The sequence below is a fragment of the Novosphingobium taihuense genome, from assembly GCF_007830315.1.
Lineage (GTDB): Bacteria > Pseudomonadota > Alphaproteobacteria > Sphingomonadales > Sphingomonadaceae > Novosphingobium > Novosphingobium taihuense.
The window spans coordinates 666,410-686,902 of record NZ_VLKJ01000001.1; the positions used below are offsets into that span (position 1 = coordinate 666,410).

Consider the following 20,493-nt stretch of genomic DNA (forward strand, 5'->3'; position numbering starts at 1 on the left):
TCTCCCTTGCGCAAGACGCCGGTGACAGCGCCATGCCAATATAAGAATGAATACTCTAATTTTGCATCGGACCGCAAGAGGGTTGCGCGAGGGGTGCCACGCTCCCCTTTCCTTTCGCCATTGCGAGCCGGCGAAGCGACAGAAGCGATCCAGAGCATCCCTGCAAACCGCTCTGGATTGCTTCGCTACGCTCGCAATGACAAGGTAGTCTGGCAGGCAGTTGTTGAGCGAAATCAGCCGTTTACGCGGGCTTCGCAGATTTCGCAGAGCGCGTGGATGATGGCGCGGACGATCTCGTCCTTCAGGCTGTAGAAGCGCACTTGCGCCGCGACGCGACTGTCCACCACGCCTTCATCGCGCAGGCGGGCAAGGTGCTGCGAGACTGCCGATTGCGACAGGCCGGTCAGTTCCACCAGCTCGGTCACCGAAACCTCACCCTCGTCCATGCGGCAGAGCATGAGCAGCCGTTCGGGATGGCTCATGGTGCGCATACGTCCGGCCATGGCGGCGGCGTTGGTCTTCAGATCGGCAAGGCTGGCGGGCTTCATCGTCAGATCAGATAGCGCCGATTGCGCTGCGCACAAGAGCGGGACAGAGATTAAATTCGACTTGCCTTATATTAGTGTCATATTATATTTAAGCGCGAAGGAGTTGCCCACCATGTCCGATCCATCCCTCGATGCTGCCATCGCGCAGATCCGCGCCATCCACGCATCCGGCGTGCAGCCGGTGGTCACCACCTTCTTTGACGAGGCGACCTTCACCGCCACGCACGTCGTCCACGATCCTGCAAGTCGCCGCGCTGCGATCATCGATCCGGTGCTCGATTTCGATCAGGCCTCGGGCCGCACCAGCCACGTTTCGGCAGAGCGGGTCGTCGCCCATGTCGCCGCTGAAGGGCTGACGGTCGACTGGCTGCTCGAAACCCATGCCCATGCCGACCACCTTTCTGCCGCGCCCTGGCTGCAGGAGAAACTGGGCGGCAAGATCGTGATCGGCAGCGCAATCACCACCGTACAGGAGGTGTTCGGCAAGGTCTTCAACGAAGGCACCGCCTTTGCGCGCGACGGCAGCCAGTTCGACCTGCTCATGGATGACGGCCATGCCTTCCAAGTCGGTGGAATCGAGGCCATCGCGCTGCACGTGCCCGGTCATACCCCAGCCTGCCTCGCTTTCGTGATCGGCGATGCAGTCTTCGTCGGCGATACCCTGTTCATGCCCGACTATGGCACCGCCCGCGCCGACTTCCCCGGCGGCGATGCCCGCATGCTCTACCGATCGATCCGCCGCCTCATGGCTCTGCCGGACGAGACCCGCGTCTTCCTGTGCCATGACTACAAGGCACCGAATCGCACGCAGTTCGTCTGGGAGACCACGATCGGCGCGCAGCGCACGGCCAACGTCCATGTTCATGATGGCGTGAGCGAAGAGAACTTCGTTGCCATGCGCGAAGCGCGCGATGCGACGCTGGGCATGCCGAAGCTGATTCTGCCGTCGATCCAGGTCAACATGCGCGCAGGCCACATGCCCGAGCCTGACAGCAACGGCGTGCGCTACCTCAAGCTGCCGGTCGACCTCCTGTGATCTGGGACATGCAGCACCTGCTGGCGGGCCTTTCGGGCGTGATCGTCGGCTTTGTGCTCGGCCTTGTCGGCGGCGGCGGGTCGATCCTTGCCGTGCCGCTGATGGTCTATGTCGTCGGTGTCGCCAGCCCGCATCTGGCCATCGGCACGAGCGCGCTGGCCGTGGCGGCCAACGCCCTGTCGGGGCTTGCAAGCCACGCCCGTGCGCGCAACGTCAACTGGCTCTGTGGCGGCATGTTTGCTGCCGCTGGCGTGCTCGGCGCGCTGGGCGGTTCGACCATCGGCAAGGCCGTGGATGGGCAGAGCCTGCTCGCACTCTTCGCCCTGCTGATGCTCGTGGTTGCCTTCTTCATGTGGCGCGGGCGCGGTGCCGAGGGGATCGAAGGCGTGGTCTGCAACCGTGACAACCTTCCCCGCGTGGTGACCTTCGGCGCGGGCACGGGGCTGCTCTCGGGCTTCTTCGGCATTGGCGGCGGCTTCCTGATCGTCCCCGCACTGATCGCCAGCACTTCAATGCCGATCGGCCGCGCCATCGGCACTTCGCTCGTCGCAGTGAGCGCCTTTGGCCTTGCCACCTCGCTGAACTATGCCGCCTCCGGCATGCTCGACTGGCCGATTGCCATCGCGTTCATCGCGGGCGGCATGGTCGGAACGGTGCTCGGTACAAAGGCGTCGGCCCGCCTCGCCGCGAGCAAGGGCACGCTCAACACCCTGTTCGCGGGGCTGATCGTGGTGGTTGCGCTCTACATGCTGGCGCGGAGCGTGCCTGCGCTGATCGGCTAGTCCGTCTGCGGCGTGCCGGGCGCAGGCGTTTCCACGAGTTCGGCGATCTCGAAGGCGAAGCTCTTCCAGCCGCGCATCCGAGCCGCTTCGGCGGCCGGGGCCTGCTTCTTGCGGGCTTCGGCCAGCGACCGGGTGTGCCCCCAGAACACTTCGGTCTTGCCGTTGGCGAGTTCTGCAACGATGCGCCAGTAGTGGGTGAAGCTGTCGGACGTCGGCCCGATGGTCTTCACATAGCCATCGGGCATCGTCGCGGTCAGGTATCGGCGGCGGCGCTTGCTCATCGCCGCCTTCGTGGCGAAATGCGTGCGCCGGAGCAATCGACGAAAGCAACTTGCGACAAGATCAGACGTTTCCGCTTGCACGCACAGAACATAGAAACTAGGGGCCATGGCCAGTCGGGGAGTAGCGCAGCCTGGTAGCGCATCTGGTTTGGGACCAGAGGGTCGTAGGTTCGAATCCTATCTCCCCGACCATTTTCCTTAAATCGCTATTCCACGGTCACCGACTTGGCGAGGTTGCGCGGCTGATCGACGTCCGTGCCCTTGGCCACGGCGACGTGATAGGCGAGCAACTGCACCGGCACGGCATAGACCAGCGGAGCGATCAGCGGGTGGACCTTGGGCATCTCGATCGTGGCAAGGCAGCCCTCGCCCGCTTCGGCAATGCCCTCGGCGTCGGAAATCAGCACCACCTTGCCGCCGCGCGCACGCACTTCCTGCATGTTGCTGACGGTCTTTTCAAACAGCGGCCCTGAAGGGGCGAGCACGATCACCGGCACCGCTTCGTCGATCAGAGCGATGGGCCCGTGCTTCATCTCGCCAGAGGCATAGCCTTCGGCGTGGATGTAGCTGATTTCCTTGAGCTTGAGCGCGCCTTCCAGCGCCAGCGGGTAGTCGGGGCCACGGCCAAGGTAGAGCACGTCGCGCGCCGGGGCGATGAGGTGCGCCATGCCGGCGATTTCCTCGTCATGCGCCAGCGCCGCGTTGAGGCAGGCTGGGGTTTCGACGAGTTGCTCGACGATTTCGGCCTCTTCAGCCCGCGTCAGGCGACCGCGCTTGACCGCGAGGTGCGCTGCGAGCGCCGCCAGCACGGCAAGCTGGCAGGTGAAGGCCTTGGTCGAGGCGACACCGATTTCCGGTCCGGCGTGGGTGGGCAGCAGCAGGTCGGCCTCGCGCGCCATGGAGCTGGTCGGCACGTTGACGACGACGGCGATGGTCTGCCCTGCCGCCTTGCAGTGCCTGAGCGCGGCCAGAGTGTCTGCCGTCTCGCCACTTTGCGATATGAACAGGGCAAGGCCGCCCGGCTCCAGCACGGGATCGCGGTACCGGAACTCGGATGCCACATCGATGTCCACCGGCAGGCGCGCGAACTGCTCGAACCAGTACTTGGCGACCATCCCGGCGTAGAAGCTGGTCCCGCAGGCGACGATGGTCACGCGGTTGATGCTGGCGAGGTCGAAATCGATCTGCGGCAGGGCCACGGTCTGCTCTACCCGGCGCAGGTAGCTGCGCAGGGTCTGGGCCACCACCACCGGCTGCTCGAAGATCTCCTTCTGCATGAAGTGGCGGTAGTTGCCTTTCTCGATAGCCGCAGCGGTAGCGCCCGAGGCGACGATGGGGCGTTCGACCGGATTGTTGTCTGCATCGAAGATCTGCGCGCCATCGCGGGTAATCACCACCCAGTCGCCCTCTTCGAGATAGGTGATCCGCTGGGTGAGTGGGGCGAGCGCCAGCGCGTCTGATCCGAGATAGGTCTCGCCCTCGCCATAACCCACCACCAGCGGCGAGCCGAGCCGTGCGCCGATCAGCATGTCGTCATGGGCGCGGAAGGCAATGGCCAGTGCGAACGCCCCGCGCAAGGTCGGCAGCACGGCCTTGACCGCGTCCTGAGGGGACAGCCCAGCCTCGACCTGTTCGGACACGAGATGCGCGACGACTTCGGTGTCAGTCTCGCTCTCGAACTTGCGCCCGCGCGCGATCAGCGCATCGCGCAAGCTCTTGAAGTTCTCGATGATGCCGTTGTGGACCAGCGCCACTTCGCCCGTGGCGTGGGGGTGGGCGTTGCTGGTGGTTGGCGCACCGTGGGTGGCCCAGCGCGTATGGGCAATGCCGATCAGGCCAGAAGCCGGATTGCGGGCCAGTTCCAGCACGAGGTTGTTCAGCTTGCCTTCGGCGCGACGCCGCACCAGCTGACCGTCCTCTACCGTGCAGATGCCCGCCGAATCATAGCCGCGATACTCCATCCGCCGCAGCCCATCGACCAGCCGGTCCGCCACCTGTTCCTTGCCGACGATTCCGATAATTCCGCACATGCAGCGATAGGCTTTCGCATAAGAGTTCAAGTCACACGGACACCCGGCACTCTTGCCGGAAAATCCTTGGCATTTGGTGTAGCGGCAGCGCTTTTCCGCGTTGCCATCACCTGAGCCGGTATGGGCATGGCGACCTCTACCGCTCCTATCGAGAATATTAAATCCCTGACATCAGGTCGAAGTGTCGGGGGAACGTAAAGTCTCTCTCGCCGGTTGCCTGTGCAAACCCTTTGCAGGAGCAATCGATGAGCATTTTCAGCAAGATCATGGACGCCATCTCATGGAAGGGTACCCGCCCCACGCAGACCGGCTACGTGCCGAAGGATGCGCCGAAGCCGACCGCAGCACCAGCGGCCCCCACGGCTGCTGCTCCCGCTGCGCCGGCACCTGCAACCCCCGCACCCGTTTCGCAGTTCGACGTCGAAGCCAACCTGGCTGAAATGGCGCAGGGCAAGGACCTCAACTGGCGCACCTCGATCGTCGACCTGATGAAGCTGCTCGGCATCGACTCGAGCCTCGCCAATCGCAAGGAACTGGCGCAGGAGCTCGGCTACACCGGCGCGCTTGACGGGTCGGCGGAGATGAACATCTGGCTCCACCGGGCAACGATGCGCAAGATCGCGCAGAATGGCGGCAAGGTGCCTGCAGCAATGCTCGATTGATGCCATAATGGGGCGGACAACCCGCCCCACCCTTTTCCGGTTTGACAACCGCCTGCAAGTAATCGAGCAATATTCCCAATTGTCAGGACTTGGACGGGGAGTGTTGCCGGATGCGTAAGACGGGTTACCTTGCGGCTATTGTTCTTCTCACAACTGCGGCAACAGCCCACGCCGAGCCGATGACTCCTGAAGCCGCGCGCGAGGCCGTAAGCAAGGCAATGGACGAAATTCGCAAGCAGAATCCGGCTGGCGTGCTGCCGTTGGTCGATCCGGTTGTGGTGGCTTTGCAGGATCAGCAGAGCAAGCAAATCAGCCAGTGTGCTGACGACATGACACAGGCAATCCTGCTTTCAGCTATGCAAGCCGCTGCCTTGAAGAAGCAGGATGAGGCGAAGTCCGCTGCGTTGATCGACAATGCCTACTGCCTCGCCCCGTTCCTCAAGGGCTTCGCGCTGATCGACCTTCACCGCTGGGACGATGCCGAACCGATGCTGCGCCTCGCCAGCGAATCCGCACCGCTCAACGCCCAGTTCCGCAATGAATACGCCGAGTGGTTCAAGGCGATGAAGCAGTGGCAGAAGGCCCACGATGTCTTCGAAGAAGCCTATGGCCTTGGCGAATTTGAAAGCGACGAAGCCAACAAGAAGGCCAATCAGGCCCGCGCCCTGCGCGGCATGGGCTTCACCGAGATCGAGATGGGCGACCTCGACAAGGCCGAGAAAAGCTTCAAGAAATCCCTGAAGATCATCCCCAACCATGAGGGCGCGAAGATCGAACTGCAATACATCGCGAACTTGCGGAAGAAGGGGAAGAGCTGAGGGTTCGTTTCAGGGGCGATTTGTCATCCAATTGCCTTGGATGACCTAGTCTGCAAAAAATCCATGCAATTCCGAAGTTGGGACGTCGATTTCTTTCAGTAGCGAGTTGAGAATGGCGACCTTCGATTGGGACGCCTCGTATCCGTACACATCTCTCAATGCATGCGAGAGGTGCCCGATCATATCGGCGATCATCACCCCCCACGCCACGCGTTCGTCAACTTGGGTGTGGTCCGCGTAGATTCCGACATTAAGAGCGCAATGGAGGCCCTGCTTGGCAATCCAGATGCTCGCCACTTCTAGTGCATCGGGATCTTCTTGAACCGCATCCGGTTCGATCAGATAGTTCGGCACCTTACCCCCGCTTCTCCGCCTTCTTTTTCTTCATCGCATCGTGGAAGCGGTCCGCCCAGCCGGGCTTTACCAGCTGCTCGGCCCGCACCATCCGCAGTTCGCCATCGGCCACGTCGCGTGACACTGCGCTGCCCGCCGCGACAATTGCGTCCGCACCGATTTTCACAGGCGCGATCAGGGCCGAGTTGGAGCCGATGAAGGCGCGTTCGCCGATGGTGGTCTTGTACTTGAAGTAGCCGTCATAATTGCAGGTGATCGTGCCTGCGCCGATGTTGGCCTCTGCGCCCACTTCGGCATCGCCGAGGTAGGTCAGGTGGCTGGCCTTTGCGCCGCGGTGCATGACCGTGTTCTTGACCTCGACGAAGTTGCCGACCTTGACGTCTTCCTCCAGCTTCGCGCCGGGGCGCAGGCGGGCGTAGGGGCCGATATGGACGCCGGGCGAAAGCGTTGCGCCCTCCAGATGGCAGAAGGCGTGGATCGTCACGCCATCGGCCACGGTCACGCCGGGGCCGAAGAAGACGTTGGGCTCCACCGTCACATCGCGGCCCAGCACCGTGTCCCACGAAAACCAGACCGTCTCCGGTGCGATCAGCGTCGCGCCATCGCCCATGGCCTGAGCGCGGCGGCGGCGCTGCCAGCGGCCTTCGGCTTCGGCCAGTTCGGCACGGCTGTTGATCCCGGCCACTTCATCGGCATCGTCGGTGACGACAACGGCGCAGGTCCGGCCATCGGCAATCGCGATGTTGACCACGTCGGGCAGGTAGTATTCGCCTTGCGCGTTGTCGTTGCCGACGCGGGCGAGCAGTCCGAACAGGTCTGCGCTGCGCACTGCCATCAGCCCGGAATTGCACACGCGGCAGGCGCGCTCGGCCTCGCTCGCGTCCTTGTGCTCGACCATCTTCACGATGCGACCGGCCTCGGCGATCACGCGCCCGTACTGCAGCGCATCAGCCGGTTCGAAGCCCAGCACCACCGCGGCCGGAGCGTCATCCTCATGAAGCCGCGCGATCATCGCCTGCATGGTCTGCGCGCGCACGAAGGGCACGTCGCCATAAAGGATCAGCACGTCACCTTCAAAACCGGCAAGTGCGCCTTCGGCCTGCTGCACGGCATGGGCCGTGCCGAGCTGCGGGTCCTGCACGGCAATCATCGCCGAGCCACCGAGCGCCTTTTCCAGCTGCTCGCGCCCGTGGCCTGCCACGACCACCTGCCGCTCAGGCGAGAGTTCAGCCGCGCTCGCCATCAGGTGCTTTACCATCGGCCTGCCCGCGATCGGGTGGAGCACCTTGTGCAGGTCGCTCTTCATGCGGGTGCCTTTTCCGGCGGCGAGGACGATGGTGGCCAAGGGCGAGGTTTGTGGCGTCTGGTCAGTCATGCGCGCACCCTTGCCAGACAAACCTTGCGCTTTCCAGAACAGGACGCCACTTGGCCCCACCATGGCGGATTTTCCTTATGCAATCGTCGGATTCGATCTCGACGGCACCCTGCTCGACACCAGCCGCGACTTGGGCGTCGCGCTCAACCACGCGCTGGCGCTGGCGGGTCGGCCTCCGGTGCCGCTGGAGGAGACCAGGCGCCACATCGGCGGCGGCGCGGCGCAGATGCTGCGTTCGGCGCTGACGGAATCGGGCGGGGTGGACGAGGACGCCTTCCCCGGCCTTCAGGCCAAACTGATCGAGTTCTACGGCGAGAATATCGCGCACCACACCACGCTGTTCCCCGGCGGCGCGGCGATGATGGACGCACTGGACGAACGCGGCGTGAAGATTGCCATCGCCACCAACAAGGCCGAGGGGCTAGCGGTAAAGCTGTTCGAGGAACTTGGCCTCCTCCACCGCTTCGCCTGCGTGATCGGCGGCGATACGCTGGGCCGCCATCGCGCCAAGCCCAGGCCCGACATGCTCCACGAAATGGTCGCCCGCTGCGGTGGCGGACGTGCAGCCTTCGTCGGTGACACCACTTTCGACATCGGCGCCGCAAAGGCCGCAGCCATGCCCGTCGTCGCCGTGCGCTTCGGCTTCAACGATCTTCCCGCCGATGACCTCGGCGCAGATGCCGTGATCGACCACTACGACGAACTGGTGCCAACGCTCGAACGTCTCGCCAGCACCGCGCAGAGCGTCTAGGCTGAAACCATGACCGCCCCTCTTGCAATCAGCATCGGCGATCCCGCAGGCGTCGGCCCCGAACTCGCCGCCGCCGCCTGGGCCCTGAGCGATGCAGAAGGCCTGCCGCCGTTCTTCGTCGTCGGTTCGGCCCGCGTGGTCGAGGAAGCGGCCCGCAGGCGCGGTATCACCGTGCCGGTCTGCACGATAAAGGCGCCCGACGAAGTGGCGGATTGCTTTGCCGGGGCGCTGCCTGTGCTGGACCTTGCCGACCTGCCCTACACTCCCGGCGAGCCTGACGACGCAGGGGCCAGCCTTGCCCTCAATGCCCTTGCCGCCGCCACCGGCCTCGTCCGGTCGGGCGCGGCATCGGCGCTGGTCACCGGCCCCATCGCCAAGAGCCGCCTCGCCCGCGTCGGCTTCGACCACCCCGGTCAGACCGAGTTCGTGGCCGAGGCCTGCGGCGTGACGGCCGAGAACGCGGTGATGATGCTCGCCGGGCCGAGCCTGAAGGTCGTGCCGATTACCGTCCACGTGGCACTGCGTCTGGTGCCGGACATGCTCACCACAGAACTGATCCGCAACCGCACCGCGATCACCGCTGCAGCCCTCGCCCGCGACTACGGCATCGCAAGGCCACGCCTCGCAGTGGCCGGGCTGAACCCCCATGCGGGCGAAGACGGGCGCATGGGTAGCGAAGATGCAGATATCGTCGCCCCCGCCGTGGCCATGCTCCGCGCCGCCGGGATCGACGCGTTCGGCCCTCTCCCGCCCGACACCATGTTTCACGACGAAGCGCGCGCGGGCTATGACGCGGCCATCTGCATGTACCACGATCAGGCATTGATCCCGATGAAGGCGCTCGATTTCGATGAAGGGGTGAATGTCACGCTCGGCCTGCCGATCATCCGCACCTCACCCGATCACGGCACTGCCTTCAGCCTTGCCGGAACTGGCAAGGCGCGCGTCGGCCCGACCATCGCAGCCCTACGCATGGCTGGCGAATGTGCTGCGCGAAGGGCCTTGGCATGACCGACCTCCCCCCGCTTCGCGATGTCATCAACCGCCACGGCCTTTTCGCCACCAAGGCGCTGGGGCAGAACTTCCTGTTTGACGAGCAGTTGCTCGATCGGATCGCTCGCGTTCCGGGGAAGCTCAAGGGCGAGAACGTCCTCGAAGTCGGCCCCGGCCCCGGCGGACTGACCCGCGCCCTGCTGCGCGCGGGCGCTAACGTCACCGCGATCGAGATGGACAAGCGCTGCCTGCCGGCGCTTGCGGAATTGTCCGAAGCCTTCCCCGGCCAGCTGACCGTGATCGGCGGTGATGCAACGAAGATCGATCCGGCCACGCTGTTCGACGGGCCGTGGCATGTGGCGGCTAATCTGCCCTACAACGTTGGCACGCAGCTGTTCACCGGCTGGCTTTCGGGACAGGACTGGCCGCCGCAATGGAAGTCGCTCACGCTGATGTTCCAGCTTGAGGTGGCCGAGCGTATCGTCGCCGCGCCCGGCACCGATGCCTATGGCCGCCTTGCTGTGCTGGCGCAGTGGCGCGCTGCCCCGCGCATCGCGATGAAGGTCCACCGCAGCGCTTTCACCCCGCCGCCCAAGGTCATGTCGGCGATCGTCCATGTCGAGCCCGGCACGATGCCCGAAGGCGTCTCGGCCCGCATGCTGGAGCGCGTGACCGAAGCTGCCTTCGGCCAGCGCCGCAAGATGCTGCGCCAATCCTTGAAGGGATTGCCGGGCGCGCTGGATGCGCTCGAAACGCTCGGCATTGATGCCCAGCGCCGGGCCGAGACCTTGAGCGTGGACGAGTTCGTTTCGATTGCTCGCGTGCTGACGAAATAAGGGCGGACCCGCAGGCCCGCCCCCTCAATCTCAGGCCGGCTCGGCCACCTTTGCCATCGCCGCCTTCTTCTTCAACCGCCATGCGTGAAGCAGCGGTTCGGTATAGCCGTTGGGCTGCTCCACCCCGTTGAACACGAGGTCGCAGGCCGCGCGGAAGGCGAAGCTTTCTTCCCAGTTACCGGCCATCGGTTCGTAGAGCGGATCGCCCGCGTTCTGCGCATCGACCTTGGCCGCCATGCGCTTGAGGCTGTCCATGACCTGCTCGTTGGTGGCCACGCCGTGCAACAGCCAGTTCGCCATGTGCTGGCTGGAGATGCGCAAGGTCGCGCGGTCTTCCATGAGGCCGATGTCGCTAATGTCGGGCACCTTCGAGCACCCGACGCCCTGATCGATCCAGCGGACGACGTATCCCAGAAGCCCTTGCGCGTTATTGTCCAGTTCCTCGCGCACTTCCTCGGCTGACCAATTGGTGCCCTCGGCCAGCGGGATCGCCAGCAGCGCGTCGAGCCCCGGCGTGCCTTCCTGTGCAACGCTTTCCTGAACCTCGAACACGTTGACCTGGTGGTAGTGCATCGCGTGCAGAGTCGCCGCCGTTGGCGAAGGCACCCATGCGGTGTTGGCGCCAGTCTTCGGGTGCGCGATCTTCTGCTGCATCATGTCGTGCATCATGTCGGGCGCGGCCCACATGCCCTTGCCGATCTGCGCCTTGCCCGAAAGCCCATGGGCGAGGCCGATGCAGACGTTGCGCTTCTCATAAGCCGCGATCCATCCCGAGCCCTTGATCGCGCCTTTGCGGATCATCGCGCCCGCCTGCATCGAGGTGTGGATCTCGTCGCCAGTGCGGTCGAGGAAGCCGGTGTTGATGAAGACGATACGGTCGCGCACCTGCTCGATGCAGGCGGCAAGGTTGGCGGACGTGCGCCGCTCCTCGTCCATCACGCCAACCTTCACGGTGTGGCGGTCGAGGCCGAGCAGGTCTTCCACTGCATTGAACAGGTCATTGGTGAAGGCGACCTCTTCCGGCCCGTGCATCTTGGGCTTCACGATATAGATGCTGCCGGTGCGGCTGTTGCGGTGGCGGCCCAGCCCCTTGATGTCATGGCAGGCAATGGCGCTGGTGATCACAGCGTCCATCACGCCTTCGGGAATCTCGCTGCCATCGTCCAGCAGGATCGCCGGGTTGGTCATCAGGTGGCCGACATTGCGCACGAACAGCAGGCTGCGCCCCGGCAGCGTGATCGTCTCGCCACTGGCAGAAGTCCATGTCCGATCCGGCTCCAGCGCGCGGGTCATGGTCTTGCCGCCCTTCTGGAAGCTCGCTTCCAGATCGCCGCGCATCAGGCCGAGCCAGTTGCGATAGGCCAGCAGCTTGTCCTCGGCATCGACCGCCGCGACCGAGTCTTCAAGGTCGACGATGGCTGTGAGGGCCGCTTCCATCACGATGTCGGAAATGCCCGCCTTGTCGTCCGCGCCCACGGGCGTTGACCGGTCGAGCACGATCTCGACATGCAACCCGTTGTTGCACAGGAGGATGCCGCCGGGCTTGTTTCCGGCATACTGAGTGGCGTCGCACAGCGGCAGGTCGCTCGCCCCGTCCCAGTCAGCCCAGCTCATCCCGTCGAGTGGGAAGGTCAGGTCAAGGAATGCGCGCCCAGCGCGGACCACGGCTGCACCGCGATCCTTGTCGTACCCGCCCGGCCGCGCAGGCGGCGCATCGAGCGCATCGGTGCCGTACCACGCGTCATAAAGACTGCCCCAGCGCGCGTTGGCCGCATTGAGCACGAACCGGTCGTTGAGCACCGGCACGACCAGCTGAGGCCCCGCCATGCAGGCAATCTCGCGGTCGACGTTCTGCGTGCCAATGGTGAAGTCTTCAGGCTCGGGCACAAGGTAACCGACCTCGGTCAGAAACGCGCGGTACTCGGCGGCGTCGATCGGTTTGCCCTTGCGTTCGCGATGCCAGGAATCGATCAATGCCTGCAACGCGTCGCGCTTGCTCAGCAGCATGCGGTTTGCCGGGGCAAAATGTCCGACCAGCGTGGCAAAACCCTGCCAGAACCCAGCCACGTCAAGCCCGAGTGGCCCGAGCACGTCATTGTCGATGAAGCTGGCGAGGTTTGCGTCGACCCTGAGGCCGTTGCGATCGATACGTCCGTTCATTTCACCCATGTCCATACGCTCACATTAGCGACCCTGCACAAACCGCGCGCAGTGCCGAATCCGATGAACCTGGGGAGGAACGGCTACAGCCTATGCATGATCCGGCAGGGCATTGCAATCATGCGAAAGTCCCGGCTCATCCGAACACTTCGGCATAGAGCCGCTCGATCTCCGCCGCTTCCGGCACGCGCGGGTTGTTGCCCGGAGAGCCCGAAGCCAGCGCCTGTCGAGCCATTTCCGGCACGACCTCAAACCACCGCGCCTCGCTGATCCCGTGCGAGCGCGGGGTCGGCACAGATAGATCGGCATTCAGCGCGGCCAATTCCTCCAGCAGCCGCGCAACGGCGGACTGGTCGCCTTCCTCAGCGCCTGCAACGCCCATCGCGCGGGCGCAATCAGCATAGCGCGACAATGCAGCCGGCGCCGAGAACGCGGTGACTGCAGGCAGAAGCATCGCGTTGGAAAGCCCGTGTGGCACGTGGAAGAACGCGCCCACCGGTCGGCTCATGCCATGGACCAGCGCGACGCTGGCGTTGGAGAATGCGATCCCGGCATGATGCGCGCCGACCATCATCGCCTCGCGCGCCGCACGGTTGCCGGGTTCGGTGCAGGCGGTGCGGATATTGGGCGCGATCAGCTTCATCGCAGAAATCGCCATCGCATCGCTGAAGGCATTGGCCTTCTTCGAGACATAGGCCTCGATCGCATGGGTCAGAGAATCAATCCCGGTATCGGCGGTCAACCGCGCCGGCTTGCCCATCGTCAGTTCGTAATCGACGATGGCCACAGTCGGCAGGAAGGCAAGCCCTGCGCAGAGCATCTTCTCGCTGCTCGCCTCGTCCGTCACGATGGTGAACCTGGTCGCTTCCGAACCGGTCCCGGCGGTCGTCGGCACCGCGATGATCGGCAGGCCCGGAACGTCGGTTGTCGCCGGAGCCTTCATTGCCTGGACGGGTCTCGGCTCCACCGCCAGCGCGGCAATGGCCTTGGCCGTGTCGATCGGGCTGCCGCCACCAAAACCGATCACGCAATCGCTGTCGGCCGCGCGCAAGGCTTCCAGAGCCGCTTCCACGACGGCAACCGTCGGATCGGGAACGGTTTCGGCAAAGACGACGGCCTTGATCCCCGCATCGTCAAGCACGGCCAGCAGCGATGCAACCATGCCGCTGCTCACCATGAAGCCGTCAGTCACGATGAACGGGCGGGCAACGCCGCATTGCGCCATTGCCCCCGGTAGTTCCGCCAGAGCGCCCCCGCCAACCCTGATGATCCGGGGAAGATTTATCGCCGCCATGCGCGCCCTCTCTCGATGCCTTCTGCTCACCCCACCGCATAAAGCACGTGCGGGCAAGCTGGCAAAAGCGCTCTCGCTGCCAAAATCAGCCCAGAATCAGCTAAGCGACTGCCCTTCGACCAGCTCCGCCTTGACCGGCACCACCGCACCATCCGGATAGGGCATGATCAGCGTGCCGTCCGGCGCAGCGGTGAAAGTCGTCTGCGTCGGGTAAGGAATGCTGATGCCTTCTGCGGCGAACCGCTCCATGAGCGATACCAGCAAACGATCGCGCAAGGGGTGGGCCACGTTCCAGTCCGCTCCTGCCACGTCAATGATCAGCACGAAATCCAGCGAACTCGCGCCAAACGCATCGAAACCGGCGCGCGCCACCTTTGCCCCCTGCGCTTCGCCCAACTCCCTGAGCATCGCCGGGAGGTGGCCGAGCGTGTCTGGCGGCGTTTCGTAGGCAACGCCGATTGTGAAAGTCATCCGGATATGGTGGCGCACAGTCAGGTTGCTGATTTCCTTGTCCAGCAGGTTCTTGTTCGAAACGATCAGCAATTCGCCACTGACCAGCCTTACGCGCGTGGTCCTCATGCCGATGGTCTCCACCGTGCCGATCGTCCCGGCCCAGCTGATCGTGTCGCCAACCTTGAAAGGCCGGTCGAACAGGATCGAAATTCCTGCGAAAAGGTCGGAGAAAATGCCCTGCGCGGCAAGACCGATGGCAATGCCGCCAATGCCGAGACCGGCAACCAGTCCGGCGACGTTTACTCCCAGGTTGCCGAGGATCAGCACGAAGGCGATGGCAAAAACGAGGAACGTCACCAGCGCACGCACGATGTTCATCGCCGAGATCAGCGCGCCATTGGCGTGCTGCGCTTCACCTGCGCGGTGCTCGATCAGACCGATGGTCAGTTCGCGCACCCACAGTGCCGCCTGGAAGGTCAGGCCGATCGTGAACAGGAACTGGATCGTCCGGTCAAGCCACAGCGGCGTCTGCGCATAACTCGCCACCGCTTCGGCCGCCACCAGCACGATGAACCAGAACCGCGTGCGGCCCGCCATGCGGCCCACGATGGTCTTCCAGCCCACTAGCGCCTCGCCCTCGGGGCAAAACTTGCGGCCCAGATTGCGGATGGTCAGCAGCACGAACACCACCACCACGGCAATGCCGATGGCGATGGAAATGCGCAGCCAGTTGTCAGTGATCCAGCCGCTGGTTTCGGCAATCAGGACTTGGGGGCTGGCAGGCAGGGTAAGCGGAGGTGCATGCGAAATGGACGTCATGCCTTAATCAAAGGCTGGCCACCCGATCCGTTCCCGTCAATCTTTCAGCGCACCAGCCTATCAGCGGCCCTGCATGTCCCTGGCCTCGGCCGGAATGTGCACGACCAGACCGTCAAGCGCATCTGTCAGTTCGATCTGGCAAGACAGGCGGCTTGTCCGGGTCACGCCTGCGGCAAGGTCAAGCATGTCCTCCTCGTCATCCACCGCCGGCGGAAGCTTCGCGAACCAATCGGCATCGATGACCACATGGCAGGTGGAACAGGCCATCTGGCCTTCGCAGGTTCCCTCCAGCGGCATGCCCTTGGCCTGCCCCAGCTCCAGCAGCCGCGTGCCTGCTTCGCCCTGTGCGGCGATCTTTTCGCCCTTTGCGGTGACGAAGGTGACGCTGACCATGGTTACAAGACTCCCTGCGCGCGCGCCGCGGCGTTGATCGCCCCGGCTGCCTGTTCCAGTTCATCATCCCCCGTATAGCGTCCGAAACCGATGCGGATCGCGGTTCTGCTATCCCTGTCCGAAAGTCCGAGCGCACGCAAGACATGGCTCGGCCTGCCCGACCCGCTGGCGCAGGCCGAGCCTGCAGAAAATGCCACAGTGCGGCATTCCGACAACAGTCTTGCCACGTCCAGCCCCGGCAAGCGCAAGTTGAGATTGCCGTGCCAGCGTTCGGCGGCAGAACCGTTGAGCGTCCAGCCTTCGAACAACGCCAAAGCCTTCACCCACAGCTTTTCCACATGAAGCCGGTCACTTTCCGACAGACTTGTGCACAGCGCCGCCGCCGCGCCGAAGCCGGCGCAAAGCGCGGGGCTGAGGGTGCCGGACCGCAATCCGCCCTCCTGACCGCCACCGTGGATCAGCGGCGAAAGCTCCACACCATCGCGCACCCACAGTGCGCCAATGCCCTTGGGGCCGTACAACTTGTGCGACGATAGTGCGATCAGGTCTGCCCCTTCAGGCGCGGCAATCTTCCCCGCTCCCTGCACCGCATCGCACAGGAACAGCGCCCCGATCTGATGCGCCCGTCTTGCCAGCGCTTCAACGGGCTGCACCGTGCCGATCTCGTTGTTGACCTGCATCACCGCGACAAGGCCGGTTCCTTCCGGGATTGCCACCTCAGGATCCACCAGCCCGGCCCCATCCACGGGCAGCACCGTCACGCTCGGATCAAGCACCCGCGCCGTATCGAGTACTGCGGCATGCTCGATGGCACTCACTGCCAGCCGTTTGCGGCCCGACCCCGCCAGCGCCAGGTTGATCGCCTCGGTCGCCCCGGAGGTGAACACCACGCGCCCGCCCGGCGGGAGAAGCGCGGCCACCTGCTCGCGCGCCACTTCCACCGCTGCGGCCGCCGCACGACCTGCCCGGTGCGGGCTGTGCGGATTGGCAAACCCCATGGCCTCGGGCCCTGCCAGCCAAGGCATCATCGCTTCACGCGCTTCGGGAGCCAACGGCGTGGTGGCCTGATAGTCGAGGTAGATCATCCCCGGATCTCCTTCCACACCGCCACGAACCGCGCGATCTCTTCCTCGGTCGTCTCGCGCCCGATTGAAACGCGGATTACTTCAGCGGCATGGGCATAGCCCATCGCCGTCAACACGTGGCTGGCCTTCAATGAGCCCGAGGAACAGGCGCTCCCCGCCGAAACCGCGATGCCTGCCCCGTCGAAGCGGATCAGTTGCGCTGCGCTCGACTTGCCCGGCATCCGATACGCCGCAATCGTCGGGCTTCGCGGAGAAGTGGCAGCAACAATTTCCGCACCTTCTTCAAGCATGTGATTCGTAAGCGATCTTCGCAAATCCGAAGCTGGCTTGAGCCATTGATTCCCCGCCTCCATCGCTGCCACCATGCCCAGCACGAGAGGCAGCGCCTCGGTCCCGCCACGATAGCCGCGCTCCTGCCCGCCGCTCGGGTTCAACAAGGCCCAGTCGCGCACAAGCAACGCGCCCACGCCCACCGGGCCGCCGAACTTGTGAGCCGAAAGCACGATGATGTCCGCATCTGGAAGGTCGAGCTTGCCCGCCCCTTGCGCCGCGTCGCAAAGCACCAACCCGCCGCTCCCGCGAACCGTTGCGGCGATGCCCGCAACATCCTGCACCACCCCGGTCTCGCTGTTGACCTGCTGCACCACGATCAGTGCTCGCCCGCCCAGCGCCGCCGCCAACGCCTCTTGATCAAGCAGCCCTCCTGCATTGACCGGCAGGCGCATCGCGTCGCCCGCCGCGCGCAAGGCGGCATCGTGCTCCACCGCCGAAACCAGCACCCGCTCCGCCTTGGCCCGCCCGATCCCGATGGCCAGCGCCTCGCTCGCCCCGCTGGTGAAGATCACCTCGCCCTGCCAGCCGAGCGCGGCCTTCACACGGGCACGTGCGTCTTCCAGCGCTGCCCGCGCCGCGCGCCCCGCCGCGTGCGGGCTCGAAGGGTTCGCCCAGATGCGAAAACCCTCCTGCATCGCCGCCATTGCCTCGGGCAGCAGTGGCGTCGTGGCAGCATGATCGAGATAGATCGGATTTAGCGGCAAGATTCGCCCCGGAATGCGTGGAAAGATTGCTTTCGAAGGCTCGGTTTCTATATAGCCATCAGCTTAATTCCCAGCCCCGGCATTCCGTGCCGCATGGGGCCAGACCACAGGATTACCGGACAGGCAATGCCCGCAGTCATTTTCCCCGGCCCCGAAGGCCGTCTCGAAGGTCGTTTCCAGCCCGCCACGCGTCCCCGCGCGCCGGTCGCCATGATCCTGCATCCGCACCCGCAAGCGGGTGGCACGATGAACGATCGCATCACCCAGGCGATGTACAAGACCTTCGTCGCGCGCGGCTTTGCCACGCTGCGCTTCAACTTCCGCGGAGTCGGGCGGAGCCAGGGCTCGTTCGACAACGGCATTGGCGAACTCAGCGATGCTGCCGCCGCGCTTGATTGGGTGCAGTCGATCCACCCCGAAGCCAGCACCACCTGGATCGCGGGCTATTCGTTCGGCGCGCTGATCGGCATGCAGTTGCTGATGCGCCGCCCCGAGATTCGCGGCTTCATCTCGGTCGCGCCGCCCGCCAACATGTACGATTTCAGCTTCCTCGCCCCTTGCCCCGCCTCAGGCATCATCGTGCAGGGCACGGCCGATACGGTCGTCACGCCCAACGCGGTGCAGAAGCTGGTCGACAAGCTGCGCACGCAGAAGCACATCACCATCCACCACGATGAAATCCCGCGCGCCAACCATTTCTTCGAGAACGAAATGGACGACATGATGCGCGCGGTCGACAACTACCTCGACATGCGCCTGTCGCCGGACTGCCCGATCCGCTGATCGCGCAGATCCGTTGGAACAAGACCCCCGCCCTCACCGGCGGGGGTTTTGCGTTTCACAGCGTCGATGGCATGCCGTCGATCAGGATCGTCTTCATCTCGAGATAGGGGAACAGCCCCTCCGGCCCGCCTTCGCGGCCGATACCCGATTGCTTGAAACCGCCGAAAGGCAGGCCGAAGTCCATGCGCAGCCCGTTCTGGCCAAAGCCGCCGGTGCGCACGCGGCGGGCGATGCGGTAGGCGGCATCGGCATCAGTCGTAAGCACCGAACCATTGAGGCCATAGGCGCTGGCATTGGCGGTACGGATCGCGTCCTCCTCGTCCTCGACCGGGATCAGACTGAGCACAGGGCCGAAGATTTCCTCCTGTGCGATGCGGCTTTCATTCTTCACATTGGCGAACAGCGTCGGTTCGATGAAGTAGCCGCGGTTGAGGTGAGCGGGGCGTCCGCCACCGGTCACCAGATCGGCAGTCTGCCTGCCCTCCTCGATATACATCTCGATCCGTTCAAGCTGGCGCTTCATCGCCACGGGTCCGAGCTGGGCTTCAGGGTCGTCCGAATGGCCGATGCGGACCTGCTTCATCTCGGCCGCGATGGCTTCGGCCAGTTCGTCGTGGCGGTGGCGTGGCACGATCACGCGGCTGAGCATCGCGCAAACCTGCCCGCTCATCATCGTGATCGTGCCGGTAAGCATCTTGGCAGCGGCCTCGATCGGGAAATCGTCGCGCACGATCGCGGCAGACTTGCCACCCAATTCGAGCGTGCACCGCGCCATCCGCGACCCGCAGACCGAGGCGATGCGCTTGCCTGCAACGGTGGAGCCGGTGAAGCTGACCTTGTCGACGCCTTCGTTGCAGACGAGATGGTCGCTTGCGTCGCGATGGCCGGTGACAAGGTTCACCACGCCTGCAGGGATCCCTGCCGCCTCCGCCGCTTCAGCGATAATAAAGGCTTCCAGTGGCGTTTCCGGCGATGGCTTCATGATCACCGTGCAGCCCGTCAGCAAAGCATAGGCGACCTTGTTGGCCATGATCCCGAATGGCCCGTTCCATGGCGCGATCGCCGCGACCACGCCGACCGGCTCATAGGCGATCAGCGCTGTGTCAGCCGCCATGCTCGGCCGACGCTCGACGAATTCGAAATGTTCGGCAAAGCCCGCGATCTGTCCGAGCGCCATGACACTGCCACCATGCATCGGCCCCGCAAACGAGGCGAGACCGCCCATCTGCGCGGTCCAGGCTTTCGCCAGTTCCGGCACGCGCGTCTCCAGATGCGCAACCATGCGCCGGAACGCTGCAATGCGCTCGGCAGGTGGCGTGGTCGGCCAGGGCCCATGATCGAACGCCGCGCGCGCTGCGGCGACGGCAGCGTCCATATCGGTCTCGTCAGCCTCAGCTACGCGTCCGACCACTTGTTCTGTATTGGGCGAGATGAGGTCAATCATCCGTCCGGAGTGCGCAGGCACCCACCGTCCGCCGATGAAAAGCTTGTCGGGATGAGCGACGTTCACGCCTTCGGGTGTCATTTCTGGTGTCCTCTCACGCCTGTGCCAACGCGCATTCCACGCGGACGATCAGGCTGTCCTTGATCGTGTAGAAGATGAACTGCCGCATCTCCTGCACTTCGCCTGCAGCAATCGGGAAGAAACCGTGCAGACCACGCTCATCGAGCGCCTCGCGGGTGAGGGCCTTCACTCCCTCCACCCGGATCACCGCATCGATGGCGGTCAGCGTATCGGAAGCGGCAAAGTTCAGCACCGTCACGCTTTCCTTCACGTGATCGTGCAGGAAGCCGTAGAAGTCCTTGAGCGCCTGCCGCGAGCGGATTTCGACACCGAAGAACGTCATCTCCGGCGGATCCACGTAGAAGTCGGCCACCGCGTCATAGTCCTTCGCGTTGAACGCGGCGACATAGCGGTCATAGGCTTCGCGCGTCAGCACGGCATCTCTCCCGGTGGCGGCCGGATTCGGCTCGCAACGTCAAAGATAACATTTGATATGGTT

Annotated in this window: 21 protein-coding genes and 1 tRNA gene; 9 read left to right on the forward strand and 13 right to left on the reverse strand. The window is 64.4% G+C overall.

Annotated features, from left to right (window positions below):
• Positions 1-233 precede the first annotated feature (233 nt).
• On the reverse strand, positions 234-548 hold the full coding sequence (locus IQ25_RS03145) for an ArsR/SmtB family transcription factor (protein WP_144902108.1): 315 nt from the start codon (positions 546-548) through the stop codon (positions 234-236).
• A 112-nt stretch (positions 549-660) separates the two neighbouring features.
• Between IQ25_RS03145 and IQ25_RS03150 the strand changes: the two genes are divergently transcribed.
• Complete coding sequence (locus IQ25_RS03150; protein ID WP_144902110.1) at positions 661-1,584, forward strand: MBL fold metallo-hydrolase; 924 nt, start codon at positions 661-663, stop codon at positions 1,582-1,584.
• A gap of 8 nt (positions 1,585-1,592) precedes the next feature.
• Positions 1,593-2,366 carry a sulfite exporter TauE/SafE family protein gene (locus IQ25_RS03155; RefSeq protein ID WP_221236550.1) on the forward strand — a complete coding sequence of 258 codons (774 nt, stop codon included), beginning with the start codon at positions 1,593-1,595 and terminating at the stop codon, positions 2,364-2,366.
• Here the strand turns inward: IQ25_RS03155 and IQ25_RS03160 are convergent.
• Positions 2,363-2,647 carry a hypothetical protein gene (locus IQ25_RS03160; protein WP_144902114.1) on the reverse strand — a complete coding sequence of 95 codons (285 nt, stop codon included), beginning with the start codon at positions 2,645-2,647 and terminating at the stop codon, positions 2,363-2,365. The two genes, IQ25_RS03155 and IQ25_RS03160, sit on opposite strands and share 4 nt — an antisense overlap.
• 115 nt (positions 2,648-2,762) lie before the next feature.
• On the opposite strand from IQ25_RS03160, the gene IQ25_RS03165 reads away from it, so the two are divergent.
• Positions 2,763-2,839 (forward strand) — tRNA-Pro (locus tag IQ25_RS03165).
• Positions 2,840-2,853: 14 nt separating this feature from the next.
• On the opposite strand, the gene glmS is transcribed toward IQ25_RS03165, so the two are convergent.
• Positions 2,854-4,677 (reverse strand): glutamine--fructose-6-phosphate transaminase (isomerizing), encoded by a 1,824-nt coding sequence (glmS, locus tag IQ25_RS03170; protein WP_144902116.1) that lies wholly within the window; start codon positions 4,675-4,677, stop codon positions 2,854-2,856.
• A 245-nt stretch (positions 4,678-4,922) separates the two neighbouring features.
• Between glmS and IQ25_RS03175 the strand changes: the two genes are divergently transcribed.
• Positions 4,923-5,339 (forward strand): DUF3597 domain-containing protein, encoded by a 417-nt coding sequence (locus IQ25_RS03175; RefSeq protein ID WP_144902118.1) that lies wholly within the window; start codon positions 4,923-4,925, stop codon positions 5,337-5,339.
• Positions 5,340-5,449: 110 nt separating this feature from the next.
• Entirely contained in the window at positions 5,450-6,157 is a 708-nt protein-coding gene (locus IQ25_RS03180) for a tetratricopeptide repeat protein (RefSeq protein ID WP_144902120.1), read from the forward strand.
• A gap of 45 nt (positions 6,158-6,202) precedes the next feature.
• On the opposite strand, the gene IQ25_RS03185 is transcribed toward IQ25_RS03180, so the two are convergent.
• Positions 6,203-6,511, reverse strand: a complete 309-nt coding sequence (locus IQ25_RS03185; protein ID WP_144902122.1) for a DUF5076 domain-containing protein — start codon at positions 6,509-6,511, stop codon at positions 6,203-6,205.
• A 1-nt stretch (position 6,512) separates the two neighbouring features.
• Positions 6,513-7,886 (reverse strand): bifunctional UDP-N-acetylglucosamine diphosphorylase/glucosamine-1-phosphate N-acetyltransferase GlmU, encoded by a 1,374-nt coding sequence (gene glmU / locus IQ25_RS03190; protein ID WP_144903139.1) that lies wholly within the window; start codon positions 7,884-7,886, stop codon positions 6,513-6,515.
• Between the two features lie 61 nt (positions 7,887-7,947).
• On the opposite strand from glmU, the gene IQ25_RS03195 reads away from it, so the two are divergent.
• Genes IQ25_RS03195 through rsmA form a run of 3 tightly spaced genes read left to right on the forward strand, consistent with a single transcriptional unit; the run spans position 7,948 to position 10,466 of the window.
• The gene (locus tag IQ25_RS03195; RefSeq protein ID WP_144902124.1) at positions 7,948-8,637 is read left to right on the forward strand and encodes an HAD-IA family hydrolase; all 690 of its coding nucleotides are present in this window, start codon (positions 7,948-7,950) and stop codon (positions 8,635-8,637) included.
• 9 nt (positions 8,638-8,646) lie between these two features.
• Complete coding sequence (gene pdxA / locus IQ25_RS03200; protein WP_144902126.1) at positions 8,647-9,648, forward strand: 4-hydroxythreonine-4-phosphate dehydrogenase PdxA; 1,002 nt, start codon at positions 8,647-8,649, stop codon at positions 9,646-9,648.
• On the forward strand, positions 9,645-10,466 hold the full coding sequence (rsmA, locus tag IQ25_RS03205) for a 16S rRNA (adenine(1518)-N(6)/adenine(1519)-N(6))-dimethyltransferase RsmA (protein WP_144902128.1): 822 nt from the start codon (positions 9,645-9,647) through the stop codon (positions 10,464-10,466). Before pdxA ends, rsmA begins: the two co-directional genes overlap by 4 nt.
• A 30-nt stretch (positions 10,467-10,496) precedes the next feature.
• Here rsmA and IQ25_RS03210 read toward each other — a convergent pair whose 3' ends face one another.
• The 6 genes from IQ25_RS03210 to IQ25_RS03235 all read right to left on the reverse strand — a co-directional run bounded on the left by IQ25_RS03210 (position 10,497) and on the right by IQ25_RS03235 (position 17,707).
• Positions 10,497-12,626 (reverse strand): malate synthase G, encoded by a 2,130-nt coding sequence (locus IQ25_RS03210; RefSeq protein ID WP_144903142.1) that lies wholly within the window; start codon positions 12,624-12,626, stop codon positions 10,497-10,499.
• Positions 12,627-12,762: 136 nt separating this feature from the next.
• Positions 12,763-13,920 (reverse strand): iron-containing alcohol dehydrogenase, encoded by a 1,158-nt coding sequence (locus IQ25_RS03215; protein WP_144902130.1) that lies wholly within the window; start codon positions 13,918-13,920, stop codon positions 12,763-12,765.
• A 96-nt stretch (positions 13,921-14,016) separates the two neighbouring features.
• On the reverse strand, positions 14,017-15,192 hold the full coding sequence (locus tag IQ25_RS03220; protein WP_144902132.1) for a mechanosensitive ion channel family protein: 1,176 nt from the start codon (positions 15,190-15,192) through the stop codon (positions 14,017-14,019).
• Positions 15,193-15,252: 60 nt separating this feature from the next.
• Complete coding sequence (locus tag IQ25_RS03225; RefSeq protein WP_144902134.1) at positions 15,253-15,585, reverse strand: 2Fe-2S iron-sulfur cluster-binding protein; 333 nt, start codon at positions 15,583-15,585, stop codon at positions 15,253-15,255.
• 2 nt (positions 15,586-15,587) lie between these two features.
• Entirely contained in the window at positions 15,588-16,670 is a 1,083-nt protein-coding gene (locus IQ25_RS03230; protein ID WP_144902136.1) for a cysteine desulfurase family protein, read from the reverse strand.
• On the reverse strand, positions 16,667-17,707 hold the full coding sequence (locus IQ25_RS03235) for a cysteine desulfurase family protein (protein ID WP_144902138.1): 1,041 nt from the start codon (positions 17,705-17,707) through the stop codon (positions 16,667-16,669). Before IQ25_RS03235 ends, IQ25_RS03230 begins: the two co-directional genes overlap by 4 nt.
• Positions 17,708-17,833: 126 nt before the next feature.
• Between IQ25_RS03235 and IQ25_RS03240 the strand changes: the two genes are divergently transcribed.
• Positions 17,834-18,490: an alpha/beta hydrolase gene (locus IQ25_RS03240; RefSeq protein WP_144902140.1), complete on the forward strand. Its 657-nt coding sequence runs from the start codon at positions 17,834-17,836 to the stop codon at positions 18,488-18,490.
• Positions 18,491-18,545: 55 nt separating this feature from the next.
• On the opposite strand, the gene IQ25_RS03245 is transcribed toward IQ25_RS03240, so the two are convergent.
• The gene (locus IQ25_RS03245) at positions 18,546-20,015 is read right to left on the reverse strand and encodes an aldehyde dehydrogenase (RefSeq protein WP_144902142.1); all 1,470 of its coding nucleotides are present in this window, start codon (positions 20,013-20,015) and stop codon (positions 18,546-18,548) included.
• 13 nt (positions 20,016-20,028) lie between these two features.
• A complete protein-coding gene (locus tag IQ25_RS03250; protein WP_144902144.1) occupies positions 20,029-20,430 on the reverse strand; it encodes a nuclear transport factor 2 family protein in 402 nt (133 codons plus the stop codon).
• Between the last annotated feature and the right edge of the window lie 63 nt (positions 20,431-20,493).

Bases quoted from the DNA above. Each gene is read 5' to 3' on its own strand.
- IQ25_RS03145 (WP_144902108.1), bottom strand. From the start codon at position 548: ATGAAGCCCGCCAGCCTTGCCGATCTGAAGACCAACGCCGCCGCCATG.
- IQ25_RS03150 (WP_144902110.1), top strand. From the start codon at position 661: ATGTCCGATCCATCCCTCGATGCTGCCATCGCGCAGATCCGCGCCATC.
- IQ25_RS03155 (WP_221236550.1), top strand. From the start codon at position 1,593: ATGCAGCACCTGCTGGCGGGCCTTTCGGGCGTGATCGTCGGCTTTGTG.
- IQ25_RS03160 (WP_144902114.1), bottom strand. From the start codon at position 2,647: ATGAGCAAGCGCCGCCGCCGATACCTGACCGCGACGATGCCCGATGGC.
- glmS (WP_144902116.1), bottom strand. From the start codon at position 4,677: ATGTGCGGAATTATCGGAATCGTCGGCAAGGAACAGGTGGCGGACCGG.
- IQ25_RS03175 (WP_144902118.1), top strand. From the start codon at position 4,923: ATGAGCATTTTCAGCAAGATCATGGACGCCATCTCATGGAAGGGTACC.
- IQ25_RS03180 (WP_144902120.1), top strand. From the start codon at position 5,450: ATGCGTAAGACGGGTTACCTTGCGGCTATTGTTCTTCTCACAACTGCG.
- glmU (WP_144903139.1), bottom strand. From the start codon at position 7,886: ATGACTGACCAGACGCCACAAACCTCGCCCTTGGCCACCATCGTCCTC.
- IQ25_RS03195 (WP_144902124.1), top strand. From the start codon at position 7,948: ATGGCGGATTTTCCTTATGCAATCGTCGGATTCGATCTCGACGGCACC.
- pdxA (WP_144902126.1), top strand. From the start codon at position 8,647: ATGACCGCCCCTCTTGCAATCAGCATCGGCGATCCCGCAGGCGTCGGC.
- rsmA (WP_144902128.1), top strand. From the start codon at position 9,645: ATGACCGACCTCCCCCCGCTTCGCGATGTCATCAACCGCCACGGCCTT.
- IQ25_RS03210 (WP_144903142.1), bottom strand. From the start codon at position 12,626: ATGAACGGACGTATCGATCGCAACGGCCTCAGGGTCGACGCAAACCTC.
- IQ25_RS03215 (WP_144902130.1), bottom strand. From the start codon at position 13,920: ATGGCGGCGATAAATCTTCCCCGGATCATCAGGGTTGGCGGGGGCGCT.
- IQ25_RS03220 (WP_144902132.1), bottom strand. From the start codon at position 15,192: ATGACGTCCATTTCGCATGCACCTCCGCTTACCCTGCCTGCCAGCCCC.
- IQ25_RS03225 (WP_144902134.1), bottom strand. From the start codon at position 15,585: ATGGTCAGCGTCACCTTCGTCACCGCAAAGGGCGAAAAGATCGCCGCA.
- IQ25_RS03230 (WP_144902136.1), bottom strand. From the start codon at position 16,670: ATGATCTACCTCGACTATCAGGCCACCACGCCGTTGGCTCCCGAAGCG.
- IQ25_RS03240 (WP_144902140.1), top strand. From the start codon at position 17,834: ATGCCCGCAGTCATTTTCCCCGGCCCCGAAGGCCGTCTCGAAGGTCGT.
- IQ25_RS03245 (WP_144902142.1), bottom strand. From the start codon at position 20,015: ATGACACCCGAAGGCGTGAACGTCGCTCATCCCGACAAGCTTTTCATC.